At 38.2% G+C, this 13921-nt stretch carries 11 protein-coding genes and 2 tRNA genes; 8 read left to right on the top strand and 5 right to left on the bottom strand.

What is annotated here, in order from left to right:
* Positions 1-115 precede the first annotated feature (115 nt).
* The gene (locus AC6IWN_RS15870; RefSeq protein ID WP_497988633.1) at positions 116-2029 is read left to right on the top strand and encodes a substrate-binding and GGDEF domain-containing protein; all 1914 of its coding nucleotides are present in this window, start codon (positions 116-118) and stop codon (positions 2027-2029) included.
* A gap of 138 nt (positions 2030-2167) precedes the next feature.
* Here AC6IWN_RS15870 and AC6IWN_RS15865 read toward each other — a convergent pair whose 3' ends face one another.
* Both AC6IWN_RS15865 and AC6IWN_RS15860 read right to left on the bottom strand, forming a co-directional pair.
* On the bottom strand, positions 2168-4684 hold the full coding sequence (locus AC6IWN_RS15865) for an HD domain-containing phosphohydrolase (protein ID WP_497988631.1): 2517 nt from the start codon (positions 4682-4684) through the stop codon (positions 2168-2170).
* Between the two features lie 188 nt (positions 4685-4872).
* Positions 4873-5478: an FMN-dependent NADH-azoreductase gene (locus tag AC6IWN_RS15860; protein ID WP_497988629.1), complete on the bottom strand. Its 606-nt coding sequence runs from the start codon at positions 5476-5478 to the stop codon at positions 4873-4875.
* Positions 5479-5730: 252 nt separating this feature from the next.
* On the opposite strand from AC6IWN_RS15860, the gene AC6IWN_RS15855 reads away from it, so the two are divergent.
* The 6 genes from AC6IWN_RS15855 (at position 5731) to AC6IWN_RS15830 (ending at position 11137) form a co-directional block, all read left to right on the top strand.
* A complete protein-coding gene (locus AC6IWN_RS15855; RefSeq protein WP_497988627.1) occupies positions 5731-6366 on the top strand; it encodes a bifunctional 4-hydroxy-2-oxoglutarate aldolase/2-dehydro-3-deoxy-phosphogluconate aldolase in 636 nt (211 codons plus the stop codon).
* A 10-nt stretch (positions 6367-6376) separates the two neighbouring features.
* Positions 6377-7405 carry a PfkB family carbohydrate kinase gene (locus tag AC6IWN_RS15850; protein WP_497988626.1) on the top strand — a complete coding sequence of 343 codons (1029 nt, stop codon included), beginning with the start codon at positions 6377-6379 and terminating at the stop codon, positions 7403-7405.
* 46 nt (positions 7406-7451) lie between these two features.
* Positions 7452-8624 (top strand): Rho termination factor N-terminal domain-containing protein, encoded by a 1173-nt coding sequence (locus AC6IWN_RS15845; RefSeq protein WP_497988624.1) that lies wholly within the window; start codon positions 7452-7454, stop codon positions 8622-8624.
* Between the two features lie 355 nt (positions 8625-8979).
* A complete protein-coding gene (locus AC6IWN_RS15840; protein WP_497988622.1) occupies positions 8980-9186 on the top strand; it encodes a helix-turn-helix domain-containing protein in 207 nt (68 codons plus the stop codon).
* A 59-nt stretch (positions 9187-9245) separates the two neighbouring features.
* Positions 9246-10259, top strand: a complete 1014-nt coding sequence (locus tag AC6IWN_RS15835) for a DNA cytosine methyltransferase (protein ID WP_497988620.1) — start codon at positions 9246-9248, stop codon at positions 10257-10259.
* Positions 10256-11137 carry an Eco47II family restriction endonuclease gene (locus tag AC6IWN_RS15830; RefSeq protein ID WP_497988618.1) on the top strand — a complete coding sequence of 294 codons (882 nt, stop codon included), beginning with the start codon at positions 10256-10258 and terminating at the stop codon, positions 11135-11137. Before AC6IWN_RS15835 ends, AC6IWN_RS15830 begins: the two co-directional genes overlap by 4 nt.
* Before the next feature lie 152 nt (positions 11138-11289).
* On the opposite strand, the gene AC6IWN_RS15825 is transcribed toward AC6IWN_RS15830, so the two are convergent.
* The 3 genes from AC6IWN_RS15825 to AC6IWN_RS15815 form a co-directional block, all read right to left on the bottom strand.
* Positions 11290-12438 carry an MFS transporter gene (locus tag AC6IWN_RS15825; protein WP_497988616.1) on the bottom strand — a complete coding sequence of 383 codons (1149 nt, stop codon included), beginning with the start codon at positions 12436-12438 and terminating at the stop codon, positions 11290-11292.
* A gap of 194 nt (positions 12439-12632) precedes the next feature.
* Entirely contained in the window at positions 12633-13376 is a 744-nt protein-coding gene (locus AC6IWN_RS15820; RefSeq protein ID WP_497988614.1) for a class I SAM-dependent methyltransferase, read from the bottom strand.
* A 177-nt stretch (positions 13377-13553) separates the two neighbouring features.
* Positions 13554-13637, bottom strand: a tRNA-Leu gene (locus tag AC6IWN_RS15815).
* A 190-nt stretch (positions 13638-13827) separates the two neighbouring features.
* Here AC6IWN_RS15815 and AC6IWN_RS15810 point away from each other — a divergent pair.
* Positions 13828-13899 (top strand) — tRNA-Asn (locus tag AC6IWN_RS15810).
* The last annotated feature ends 22 nt before the right edge of the window (positions 13900-13921 follow it).

Raw genomic sequence — 13921 nt, 5'->3', positions numbered from 1 at the left:
ATAATGATGAAATATAAAGAATCAGTACTATAAAATACTAGTTTGCTGTAGTATAATAAGAACTGTATATATTTAGAAAACATGGAGAAATGTTACAAAGAGGTGATAGACCATTTTGAAACAAAGAAAACTGATTGGAATCTTAATATCCGAATCAGAAGAGCTATATCAGCATAAGCTTCTGAAAGGGATTATAGCGGAGTGCTATTCGTTGGATTATGACGTTGCTGTTTTTTCAACCTTTATTAGTAACACCGGGATGCCGGAATATAAAATGGGTGAGAAGAACATTTATAATTTAATAAATTTCGATTATTTTGATGGTATCATTATTGCAGGAAGAACATTCGAATTGGAGCATCTATCTGAAGAAATTGAGGAGATGCTTGTTTCAAGATGCAAATGTCCGGTTATCTATATTGATAAAGAGTCAAACCGCTATCCATCCATTTATGTGGAAGAGCGAAAAGGTATGGAGCAGTTGACAGATCATTTGATAGAAGTACATGGATATCAGAATATCATCTGTCTTGCAGGAGATCCCGCGCTACCGGCTACGATTAGACGGGTGGAGGGATTTCGTAACTCCATACAAAAACATAATCTCCTATTTGATGAAGGTATGATTTGCTATGAGGGAGACGTTCAATATTCCGGTGGTAAAAGGTTTGCACGTAAGATTTTAAAGGGAGAGATAATCAAACCGGAGGCTGTAGTATGTGTCAGCGATTATATGGCGATTGGATTGGTCAATGAACTAACTAAAAATGGCATATCTGTTCCGGAAGATATTGCAGTAACAGGATTTGATGCTACGGATGAGGCAGCCATTGGAAGCACGGTGATAACCACATATTCTACACCCATCAATCACACAGGAGCGGATGCGGTATGTGCTTTAACCGAATTGATGACCGGGCAGCATCTTCATAGTAAGAATGCGAATGTTGGGAGGCTGGATATCGGTCATAGCTGTGGGTGCCATGATCTTGAATTTATGAAGCGAAGCAGCATACTGCGAGTAAAAAGAAAAATTGATGATAATCGACTCTTTCTTGACAGCTACATGATGGAGTCAATGACAGCAATCACAGATTTTGATGAATGTATCAAGAAGCTATGTTATTATCTATATCTGATTAAAGATTACAGTGACTATTATCTGTGTCTTTGTGAGAATTGGGATGGAAGTAATGATCATTACAGCGATGAAATTGACACAAAGATTGTAACCGGATACACCAAGAAGATGAGAATGGTTATGAGCAAACAGAATAATGAGTATAGCAGATCAAACCATTCCTTTGATGCGAAGACAATGATACCGGATTTGTGGAAGGAGAGGAGTAAGCCGAAAGCATATTATTTTACTCCCCTACATTTTAATGAGAATACCTTCGGGTATGAAGTGCTATCCTATGGTGATAAAGTCAGAGTGTTCGATATAACATACCGTAACTGGAGTAGGAATTTAATGAATGTGCTAGAGTTTAACCGCGTACATCGACAACTTTATAGGACTTCATTTCGTGATGTATTAACCGGTATCTATAATCGAAGGGGATTGAATCAGAATTTGTCTGAATTAATTCGTATTATTAGAAATCAAGATAAAAAACTGCTTGTTATTATGGCGGATTTGGATAATATGAAATGGATCAATGATCATTACGGACATCAGGAGGGGGATAATGTCATTATGGTGGTGGCGGTGGCGATCCAAAGTGCATGTAGGGGTCATGATATCTGTGCCCGTGTCGGTGGTGATGAATTCATTGTGGTCGGAATCAATGATGATCATAATCAGCAATCCTCTAAAATTATGAATGGAGTGAATCGATATATCGATAATTATAATCGAAACTCAGGTAAAAACTATCAAATTCAGCTTAGTATGGGAGCGTATAGTGCGCATATACGATCTGATGAGGATATAAAAGAGGTTATGGATACGGCAGACCGTGTTATGTATTCCAATAAAGCTCACAATAAGCAAAGAAAAAACCGCAATAATGAAACCCGAGTTTAAAAAAATGCTGTTACAAAATTAATAATTTTATATAGGAACAATTTTATTTACCTCACACACAGGTTGGAAGGACTTCCAAACAGTGCATTATGGCAATATAACATTATTCCTATAAATTATTTATTCTGTAACAGCATTTTATTTATTCTTTGATATTAATGGTAGCACCTGTTCAATAAAAATACGGGATAAATTGGGGTCAAACTGCGTACCTGCATTGTCTTTGATTTCCTGAATGGCTTCCTCCACGGAGATGGTTTTGGCATAGGTTCTAGAGGAGGTCATGGCGTCGAAGGCATCGGCAATGGTTATGATTCTAGCCTGTAAGGTGATTTCTTCTCCCTTAAGTCCCTTGGGATATCCCTTTCCGTCCCAGCGTTCGTGATGCTCCAATACATATCTTGCGATGTCTGAATACTCATCATTGGAGCTTAGTATTCGGTATCCGGTTTCGGCATGCCGCTTCACCTCTACCCAGTTCTGAAACTCCAGTTTCCCTAAAGATTCTAACGTATCCATATTCAGTGCGATTTTTCCGATATCATGCATTAGCCCAGCGGTTTTAAGTTTTTTGGTTCTCTCTGGATCGAGATTGATTACTTCAGCAAATACTCCACATATATTACTTACTACCTGAAAATGGTGCATTTCTCTTTTGTTCTTCTGGTAGAGTGTATTCATAATGTGCTGAATGGTACTTCGCTTCATCTGAGCGCTTTCAATCAATTTATTACGGTACATGATATCTTCCGCGTCTTTAAAGATTTCACTGATGTTCGTAAAGGAGTTATATTTTGTGGCATGTCCAATAGAGATGGACAATACAACATTTTTAACACCTTCATTTGACACTGCATTCGAGATACGTTCTACAACCTTTTTAGTATCTGCTGAACTGGAACGGGGTAATAAGATAACAAATTCATCACCACCGATTCTAGCGATGATATCGCTGTCCCGACATTCTCTTTTTAAGATTGAGGAAACGGTAGTTAACAGTACATCACCCGCCTCATGACCGAATACATCATTGGTTAGCTTAAGTCCATTTACATCAGCCATAATGATGGATAGAGGCAGACAATCATTATCTTTATTAAGGTTTTGGATCTCTTCCTCGTAATATCTTCGATTATACAGGCCGGTTAGCTGATCATGATAGCTAAGGGAAAGAATTTTCTCATCCGCTTTCCTCTTCTCGGATATATCATTCATAATTACTGCAAATTGATCTTTTTTTGGAGAATATGCAGATATGGAGAAATATTTATCCACCTCTTCGGAATAGCTTTCATATTGCTGGGGTTCACCGGTTAATGCTACCTGTCCGTATATGTTGATCCAGTAGCTTTCCGTATTCGGCAGAACCTCTAGGGCTCTCTTTCCGACAATATCGCTCGCTTTTAGCCCGGTCAACTCCTCGTAGCTTTTATTCACACTTAAGTAACGGAAATCAATGGGATTACCATCCTTATCACAGATTATCTCATGAACAGCCAGTCCAAGCTGCATCTGAGATACCAATAATCGAAATTGCTCTTCACTGCTCTTTAGTGCTTTCTCTGCTTTGTATTTCTCTGTGACATCACGGGTAAAGGCACATATAAGACCGCTCATCGGCATATAGGTAGCGCTAATTTCAATATCTAAGACAGAACCATTCTTATGTTTGTGACGTGTTTGGAAGCTAAGAGAACCTTCCTTCTCAATCTGGCTAAATCTCTCTAACACATCATCTTGGGTACGATGTAAGAGAAGAGCAGATAGCGGTAAATTAATCAGCTCTTTTGTGGAATAACCTAACATATCACAGAAAGCATCATTTATCTTAAGAATATTACCTTGCATGTCACAAAGCCAGAAGCCTGCCATTGTATTTTGTACGATAGTAGAATATTCCTCTTCAAGAATCTGCTTATCGGTGATATCCTGAATTTCTCCCAGAATTTTATATGCATGTCCCATATCATCACGTAGCACAGAAGCCACTGCGTGAATATAGCGCAATTTGCCATCCTCTTTACGGTTAATGCGAAAGATTATATCATATGGTTCATTTCGTTCCATTAACGCATGCATTCTGGCGACGTTAAGATACTTGTCTTCCTTTACGAGAATTTCATTGACCTGTGCCCAGGTATAGTTTCGATCAGAAGGCAGTCCATATATGGAATATGCATTATCGGAAGCCCATATATAACCTGTATGAAGATCAATCTCCCATAGACCGGTATGAGTGAGCTTCTGCATCTGGGTTAGGAGGGTTTCGGTGTGTGAAAGTTTACTCTCCAACGCCTCAAGCGCGGCTCCTTCTTTACGAATGCTATCTATACATTCATGGCATACGTTGTGTAATTGACGCTCTTTTTGTTGAATCAGAAATGAAGTCAACAGGGAGGAGATGATCAATAAAGTAGCGGTAAGAAAGGAATTGAATATGAAATGCTCATTTTTATAATATTCAAGACAGATATGTATCAAGCCTAGAAAACCAGCTAAATAATAGCCTTGCTTCCTAAACCATACACTCGCCAGTATAGTTGGAATAAAGAAAAGGGGACTATAACCATTATTTAGTTGATAAAAAGCAATGCATGCGATTATGGTAAATATTAATATCACTATATGCTTTTTGTGAGTTGAATAGATACTCATGTAAAACGCTCCTATCGGAAAAGCTAAAAATTAAGTTGTTGCTAATTATATCAGATATCGTGAAGTTAGTATATAATATTGTTATATTCTGTACTAAATATAATGAATAGTTTAAAAAACATAGATTTTATAGAATAAAATAATCCTAAAAATCTATGTTTTGGAAATCCCAACAAGTGTGTGTAATGCTAAAAACCTTTTACAATCTCTTTCGCAGAGGAAATAGTATCATTGATAATAGAATTGACGTCATTACCGACCACATCTAGTCCATCTGCAGCGATAGTGGTAAAATCAGTGAGGCCTAAAAAACCTAATATGGTTCTTAAATATCGATCACCCATCTCATAGGAAGACATCGGTTCAGTGGAATAAACACCACCTCTTGAAGTGATATGAACGACTTTCTTACCGGTACATAGTCCGACTGGGCCGTTTGCGGTATATTTAAAAGTAATTCCAGTTACGGCAATATAGTCGATGTATGCTTTTAAAATAGCAGGGATGCTAAGGTTCCAGAAGGGTGCAGCGATGACGAATTTGTCGGCTTCAAGGAATTGATAAGCATATTTTAGGATGGGATGATCATGTCCTGTTCCGTTCTCGGGTGTATGAAGTTCGTTGACTTTGCCGTATGGTAAAGGTTCGATTCTTTCCTTATATAAGTCCAACGTTATTATCTCATCAGATTGGTGAAGCTTTTTGTATTCTTCAATGAAGCGATCAGAAATCTTAAACGTTCTTGATTCTTCCGCTGGTTTTGCATCTGCTTTTACATATAATACCTTACTCATAAAGATTTTCTCCTTTTCTTGCTAGTGTACAGTGTTGTTAATAGTATGGTTATCATGGAAGGTAATTTATTCACAAATCAAATATGTAAGTTTGGCACGAATGCCAAAATTTAATTTAAGTGATTCCGGAGGTTTTTTAACTCCTAAGTAATTTTTTAAATAAATATAAGAAAAAACGGAATCTTTATGTTACAATGATGTTAAAATTATGGTGACTCTGTATAAGTGAATGGAAGAATTGGAGGGATATAAATGAATCCGATGCTAAATAGGATAAAGCAAATGGGTATTATTCCGGTGGTTGTATTGGAAGATGTAAAAAACTCTTTACCACTGGCGAAGGCTCTGATTGAAGGAGGGCTCCCCTGTGCGGAAGTTACGTTTCGTACTAAGGCAGCCGCGAAATCAATTGCTCTTATGACACAGGAATACCCGGATATGCTGGTGGGTGCAGGAACGGTTCTAAATATCAAACAAGTGGATGAGGCGGTTGCTGCAGGAGCAAAATTTATTGTAAGCCCCGGATTTAATCCTAAGGTGGTGGAGTATTGTATTAAAAATGAGATACCCATACTTCCAGGTTGCATTACTCCGAGTGAAGTGGAGCAGGCAATAGAGCATGGACTTAAGGCGATAAAGTTCTTTCCGGCTGAGGCAGCAGGTGGACTTGCGATGATCAAAGCGATGTCGGCACCCTACACAAACATGTTGTTTATGCCGACAGGCGGCATCAATGTAGATAATGTAAAAGAATATCTCGCATTTTCAAAAATCCTTGCATGCGGAGGAAGTTGGATGGTAAAAGAGGATTTGGTTGAAAAGCAGGATTTTGATACGATAAAACGTTTGACAGAGGAAGCGGTGTCAATTGTAAAACAATTTCGATAAGGAGAGAGTCATGGCGAGAGTAGTGACATTAGGTGAAATCATGCTTCGGTTGTCCCCACCGGGGCATCAACGTTTCGGGCAAGCAGTAAACTTTGATATCAATTATGGAGGTGCGGAGGCCAATGTGGCTTTCTCACTGGCGCAATTCGGGCATCAAGTAACTTATCTGAGTAAAATACCGGCAAACCCAATTGGGGATAGCGCGGTTCAAACCCTGCAGAAGTTAGGAGTGGACTGTAGTCATATTGTACGCGGTGGCAAGCGGTTAGGAATCTATTATCTAGAGAACGGCGCTTCCATTCGTCCCTCCAGTGTCGTGTATGACAGAGAGGATTCTTCTATTACAGAGGTAGAGGTGGAGGAGTTCGATTTTGATGAAATCTTTGAGCAGGTGGATTTATTCCATGTCTCAGGAATAACAGCTGTGATTAGTGAGAAGGCGGCATTGGTAACCCTCGAGGCGATGAAGGCTGCGAAAAGACACGGCGTGTGTGTGTCATTTGACTTAAACTATAGGGCGAAGCTCTGGACGGATCATATAACTAGAAAGCAAGAGCTTATGAGTACGATGATGGAATATGTGGACATCTGTTTTGGAAATGCATTGGATGCGGCAAAATGTCTGGGTTACAGTGACGGTGAGACGGATTATCAAACTAGTGATTACAGCGTGTGTGTGAAGGATGAAAACATGGCCAAGGTCGTAAAGAAATATGGATTGATCTATCTCATTACTACATTGAGAAAGAATATCAGTGCTTCCTATAATGAATGGTCCGCTGCTGTTTCAGATGGTAATTCACTCTATAAGGGAAAAGAATATCATCTGGACATTGTAGACCGGGTTGGTGGAGGAGATGCATTTGCAGCAGGATTCCTACACGGTCATCTGGTTGGAAAATCAATGGGTGATGCACTGGAATTTGGTATTGCTTCCGCGGCGATTAAACATACCATCCCTGGAGATTTAAACTTTACAAGTATCGGGGAAGTGGAGGCACTTGTTAATGGAGGCGGTCAGGGACGTGTCGTAAGATAAGCTGATAGATCGGATATAGTACAGAAAATTAATGGAGTTTTAAATTATGATAAAGATAAATTTAGATACAATATTGAATGCCCATGTCGTTGAAGATTTAAAAGAGATGGCAAAGACTTTGAGGATAAAGGGCTACAGTAAGCTGAAAAAGGCAGAATTGGTTGATCTGTTGTCGGAGGAAATTGCAGATTATGATAGGTTAGAGAGTGCATGCCTTACAGCATCCGAAGAGGATATACAGAACTTGATAAAAGTGACAAAGGAAGAAGTTTTTATCAACTCGGAATCATTCTTATACCAGTACTGGGCGAGGCTTTGCGTCGTATTTGTAACAGTGGAAGGCAGAGTTCACACCCCTGTTGAGATTGAGAATACCTTCAAAGTGATTCTTATGTCAAAAAAGCTTAAAAAGGCAAGAGAACGTACAGAATGGATTAATCGATATGCTCTTGCATGTGTTAATTTATATTCGATTATCGAACTAGATAAGTTCGTGGAGATTGTGAATGCGCAGACAGAGTTGGGTGTGGAGAAAGAAGAAGTTATCAACTGGTGTACCCTACGTTATCAAAACAGAGGGTGTGAGATGTATTTTTTTCAAAAGGGTTATCTGATGTGTGACTCATATGGAGATAATGTACTCGACATAACGGAGGATTATCGTTCCCTGTTAAGTTCACAAAAGGGAAAACCGTATTATGTTCCGGATAAGGATGAGCTATTAAGTTATGAGGATGACATCTATGTTGATGAAAATAAGTCCTTCAAAAACATGCTTAACTTTATCATCCGAAAAATGCGTCGTGATGAGGATGACGCATATGATTATGCAGCTGAAATTCAGCTTTTAATTCGAAATGGGAATAAACCCGGAGAAATCGTGAATGATTGTGCAAGGATGGGCTTGGAATTTATAAATGACAATCAATTTAGTGAGTTCATGTCATATTTAATGGAGATGAATAATAACACCAGAATTCCGGAAAATCGAGGATATACTCCGAATGAGATGAGAAAGCTGTTTCCGCAAAATGAGAGTATCTCGGAAGAGACGCTAAAGGTATTAAGAAATATGGGAGTAATGGGAGCGGGTATGGATGAGAATTCAAACGTAATTCCCTTCCCGGTAAATCGTCAAGTAAATCCGAAGATTTACCCGAATGATCCCTGCCCTTGTGGAAGCGGAAAGAAATATAAAAAATGCTGTGGTAAGAACTAGATCCTATTTGAAAATCTCTATGGGTACATAAAATTAAATATCAATATAAAAAGGTTAATGCCACGGTTGGAAAAACAATCAGTAGGGATTAACCTTTTTTATGTGTACCCGAAGATCGCTTTCTTACAAATGTTAGTCTCGAATCCGCTAAGTAGTCAAAGATATAGAGGAACACTAAGGATGTTGTAAGTGATGAAATGTCTGGTTTGATAAACAAACTCGATTGACTCAATTGAAAATTTATAATCTCAAATTCATTTTGAAATTATCAAAATAAATTTGAATTAAGGTATAAAATGTGGTATAATTAGAAGAGTGTTACCAATAGAAACAATAGTGGTATAGAGGTTGAAAAATGAAAGTAAACTATAATAAATTATGGAAGATGTTAATTGATCGAAGCATGCAGAAGAAGGATTTAAGAGAAGCAGCAAAGATCACAACGAATGCAGTTGCTAAGATGGGCAGGAATGAGAATGTGTCCACGGAGGTATTGTGCAAGATATGCCAAGCGCTGAACTGCAAAGTGGAAGATATTATGGAGATTGTGGACAAGCCCTGACCGTAGGAGGGTGTATCATACTTTGTAGTACGAACAGAATAAAGATAAAGAGGTAGAAGATGTTAACAACGATTGAACTGTTTGCAGGCGCAGGTGGATTGGCACTGGGAATTGAGAAGGCGGGCTTTCGTACGCTTGGATTAATAGAATTTGATAAAGATGCTTCCGATTCATTGAAGAAGAATAGACCGTCATGGAATGTAATCCATGATGATATTGCGAATATATCAGGGCTAGATTTGGAGGAGTATTTCTCAATCAAGAAGGGGGAACTGGATCTGCTCTCCGGCGGAGCGCCCTGTCAGGCCTTCTCCTATGCGGGAAAAAGACTTGGTTTGGAGGATGCAAGGGGAACGCTGTTTTACCATTATGCGATTTTCTTGGAGAAGCTTCAACCAAAGATGTTTTTGTTTGAGAACGTAAAGGGACTGTTGACCCATGATCATGGCAAGACCTATAAGACTATGTTAACAATCTTTGCAAATGCCGGATATACCATACACAAACAGGTATTGAATGCCTGGGATTATGGTGTGGCGCAAAAGAGAGAGCGACTGATCACGATAGGAATTCGTAATGATCTACTTAGTGATATAGAATTTCATTTTCCGAAGGTACATGATTATAAGCCTGTGCTTCGAGATGTATTACTCGATGTTCCGGAGAGCGCCGCGGTGAAGTACGGCGAATCAAAGAAAAAGATATTTGAACTGGTGCCACCGGGTGGATACTGGAGGGATATTGATCCCGAGATTGCAAAGGAATTTATGAAGAGCTGTTGGGATATGGAAGGTGGAAGAACCGGAATACTACGACGTATGAGTATGGACGAGCCATCACTGGCAGTACTTACCTCTCCCTCGCAGAAGCAGACAGAGCGCTGCCATCCATTGGAAGCACGTCCATTCACGGTAAGAGAGAATGCGCGCTGTCAGAGCTTTCCTGATGATTGGGAATTCTGTGGGAATGTCTCATCCCAATATAAGCAGGTGGGAAATGCAGTTCCGGTCAACTTAGCTTATGAAATCGGAGCAGAGATTCGTAACGCATTAGAACAGGGGGCGAAGCAATGAGTTGGAATTTGAACTTTATTACAGAAGAAGAATTCATCAGCCACGTTCAGGCCACCATCTTAAAATACGGTGAGAAGCTGGAATCCTATGATATTAAGCGCTTTAACGGTAATCTCATCGATCCGATTAAGCTGATCTTTGATAAAACGGTATATAAATCCTCTTGGGATGAGATTGTGAAAAATGAAATCTTTCGTCAGAGGGATAAATCCAATAATAATGATATCGGTTATTTCCATCAGAAGATATTCAACTTCATAGAAGGATGCGAAGTGCCAGACACCGGATGGGATGTAATCTATCGTAACCCGAACGGAATCACTACCCCGGACGGAGATGTGGTTCACACGCTTTATGTAGAGATGAAGAACAAGCATAATACGATGAACTCTGCTTCTTCCGGCAAGACCTACATCAAGATGCAGAGTCAAATTCTTGATGACGATGACTGTGCCTGCTTATTGGTTGAAGCAATCGCGAAACGTTCCCAGAACATCAAATGGGCCGCTACGGTGGATGGTAAAAAGGTTCAGCATAGGCTAATTCGACGTGTCAGTATGGATCAATTCTATGCGATGGTCACAGGGGAGGAGAATGCGTTCTATCAGATGTGCATGGTACTGCCCGAGGTGATACAGAAGGTAGTGGACACCTCCGAATTCGTGTCCGTACCGAATGATACAGTGATTCAAGAGCTCGGCAGGATATCCGATCTATTCGAGGGTGAAACCCCGGATTTGTCTATGGCAGCAGCGGTATATATGCTAGGGTTTGGATCGTATCTTGGATTCAGAAGATCAGGCAATGAGAGCGAGTCGGATGATCTAAGATTAAAGCGGTTATATGAATACGGGAAGAAATCAACGTCTGATAGTTGAATTGATAAGTAAATAAAAAGTCTTTCATAGTATAAAAAAGATAGATAAACTGATCGCAAATATGAATGAAATTTTGGGGATAAAGATCCCGATTTATTAAAAAATAGAGGCTCATAACTTACGTTATGAACCTCTATTTTTGTTCAGTGCCTCTATATCTGTACCTTATGTTTAGGTAATCTAATATTTAGCGACAACCCTAAATTAATCATTGCGATTATTGCTGCGGCTATAAATACGGATTGATATGTACCTGTAACTTTCCATAAAAGTCCACCAAGAGTAGGAATTGTCATAGCGAAAATATGATCAAGACTTGTTCCGGTTGAAAGGGTTGGGGTAACATCATCAGGAGTATCGCATATTTTTTTAACATAAGTAGAGCGTGCCATTTCTACTACGCTCAGAGAATTATCAATGATATAACAAGCGCACATAATAACCACAGCCACGGATGTGGAGAACATTTTTTGTGAAAATGCGTAACCGCAACAAATAATAATTAATAAAATTGCTTCAGAGCAGAGAACAAATCTCTCGCCTAGTTTGTCTATGGCGTTTCCTACAATAGTTCTAGTTCCAATACTTAATACCGAAACAATTACCCCAAGAATAGCAAATGTAGGTGCATCCAAATGGAAAATAGAAATTAAAACCCAAGGGGCAAAGGTTAAAAAGACTTGCTTCCTAGCACCATATAAAAGGCAAAGCACATAATAAAGTGAATATTTCTTCTTAAATACAAAGCGCGTACCACTAGGTTTTTTGTTGTTGGATTTTATTTGATGAGCAAAAAAGGAAGCGATTAAATAAAAGAAAGCTGCGGAAACAAAAGCCCCTTTATAGCTTAAATGGCAAAATTTAAAACCCACCCAAACAAAAGCATATCCGAAAAGTGTAGCAAACAATCCATATGCACTGTAAAGTCCCAGGCGTCTTCCTAAAGATTTGGAGTCTGAAAGACTCATTCCGATACTTGAAGATAACGGCATATACATATGTGTTCCAAGACTATAAACCATAAGAAAAAGTATTAGAGTCACATATGTAGGCGATAAATAACCCATTCCCACAAGACCAATGCTTGCTAAAAACATTCCTATTGCAGACAAACGAGTATCACCTAAAAAAGCCAATAGTCCTAGAACGATAGCGATGCACACTCCAGGAAATTCTCTTGGAAGTTCCAAAAAACCACGTTGAGATTCTGTAAGATGATATGTAGCACTAAGGAAATTATTAAATACCGTATTATAAATTCCTCCGGCAATTCCAGCAAAGATTCCTACCATAATAAACATTGTAAAGCTTCTGTCGTTTTTAAACTTGCATTTGATTTTGTTTAAAATTTTAATGCACTCCTTTAATTAAACGTATATTGGTTGTAAACATTTTATCCACTGTAAATTCAAGGTGATTACGCTTTCTACCATCACTCAATTGCATAGGCTTGTGATAGCTACTATTTAGAAAGATATGAATATTTATATCAATGTTATTTTCGTACACACACATAAATTGAACCTGATATTTCTGGAAATCTCTTTGCAAGGGATTGCATGCCATCAAAGTGCTCGTTTCCGATGATATCCATTTCCAGCATCTTTTTTAGCTGAAAATCGGCGAATTGTTTTACATATAAACCACCCTTTTCAACAAGTTTAAAGTTGGTTTTTTTTATTTCTTGAAGTAATAATTCCATATCAAATACTCTTCGGTGACCATGTTTAATATCATTTTCAGTTAGGGCATACTCATTTTCTAATAATCCCATATCAATAGCCATCAATCGACTTAATGCCATTGCATTTGGAACAGTAATAAAGAGTAAACCGGTTTCTTTCAAAGCATTGTAACAGATTTCTAATACCCTTTGTACGTTTTCTATATGTTCAAAAATATAATTAGCAACTATCATATCATATTTTTCTGTTTCTGAAATGTCCTCAAAGAAAGATTGGGTAAAAATGATATTATTATATTCACATAAATTATTTTTTGCCTTTTCTATGAAACGGCTACTACCTTCACATATCTCTATTTGTTCAAAATAGTTTGTTAAAAACTTTGTACTATCACCTTCGCCACATCCTAATTCTAAGCAAAATCCATTCTTTTTCTCAACTAAATATTTTTCCATAACATTTGTATTTAATCTTTTTATATTTTCTAAAAAGGAACTATTTCTATTCTCATACATCAAAGCCTCTTTATCCAAGTAATTTTTCTCTGTTTTCATATAATCTCCTCGAAAATAATAAAATTGTATTTCGATTAGTATGCTACTAAATATTTTAACATAAAGTTATGGATATTTAAATGTTTTAGATTAATTGTTATTGCAACAATATAATGCGCTTTATAAGTTTTATTACACGAAAAAGCCTTGCAAACATAGAGTTTACAAGGCTTTCAATGCAGTTGAAGGGACTTGAACCCTCACTCACTTGCGTGAACTAGAACCTGAATCTAGCGCGTATGCCAATTCCGCCACAACTGCTTAATTCGTTCCTTAACAGGAACGAATTTGATTATAACATACTGCATTTTTTATTTCAATATAAATTTGGTGCATATGAGATATCGAGTTGTCTCTCTGAAATAATAAAATAGTGCAAGCAAAAATTGGCTTATTCTACCATTAAAACGCTTGACATAAGGAAGTCAACGTACTAAAATTATTACTGTATTCCTCGATAGCTCAATGGTAGAGCACACGGCTGTTAACCGTGGGGTTGTAGGTTCGAGTCCTACTCGGGGAGTTTTTTTTTGCCTCTATTTAAC

This window comes from Variimorphobacter sp. HTMS_6 (assembly GCF_059717775.1).
Note: the sequence above shows the minus strand (reverse complement) of the source record. Positions and strands in the feature narration are given on the sequence as shown.

Excerpts from the sequence above, each read along its gene's own strand:
- AC6IWN_RS15865 (WP_497988631.1), bottom strand. The coding sequence starts at position 4,684 with ATGAGTATCTATTCAACTCACAAAAAGCATATAGTGATATTAATATTT.
- AC6IWN_RS15860 (WP_497988629.1), bottom strand. The coding sequence starts at position 5,478 with ATGAGTAAGGTATTATATGTAAAAGCAGATGCAAAACCAGCGGAAGAA.
- AC6IWN_RS15855 (WP_497988627.1), top strand. The coding sequence starts at position 5,731 with ATGAATCCGATGCTAAATAGGATAAAGCAAATGGGTATTATTCCGGTG.
- AC6IWN_RS15850 (WP_497988626.1), top strand. The coding sequence starts at position 6,377 with ATGGCGAGAGTAGTGACATTAGGTGAAATCATGCTTCGGTTGTCCCCA.
- AC6IWN_RS15845 (WP_497988624.1), top strand. The coding sequence starts at position 7,452 with ATGATAAAGATAAATTTAGATACAATATTGAATGCCCATGTCGTTGAA.
- AC6IWN_RS15840 (WP_497988622.1), top strand. The coding sequence starts at position 8,980 with ATGAAAGTAAACTATAATAAATTATGGAAGATGTTAATTGATCGAAGC.
- AC6IWN_RS15835 (WP_497988620.1), top strand. The coding sequence starts at position 9,246 with ATGTTAACAACGATTGAACTGTTTGCAGGCGCAGGTGGATTGGCACTG.
- AC6IWN_RS15830 (WP_497988618.1), top strand. The coding sequence starts at position 10,256 with ATGAGTTGGAATTTGAACTTTATTACAGAAGAAGAATTCATCAGCCAC.
- AC6IWN_RS15825 (WP_497988616.1), bottom strand. The coding sequence starts at position 12,438 with ATGTTTATTATGGTAGGAATCTTTGCTGGAATTGCCGGAGGAATTTAT.
- AC6IWN_RS15820 (WP_497988614.1), bottom strand. The coding sequence starts at position 13,376 with ATGAAAACAGAGAAAAATTACTTGGATAAAGAGGCTTTGATGTATGAG.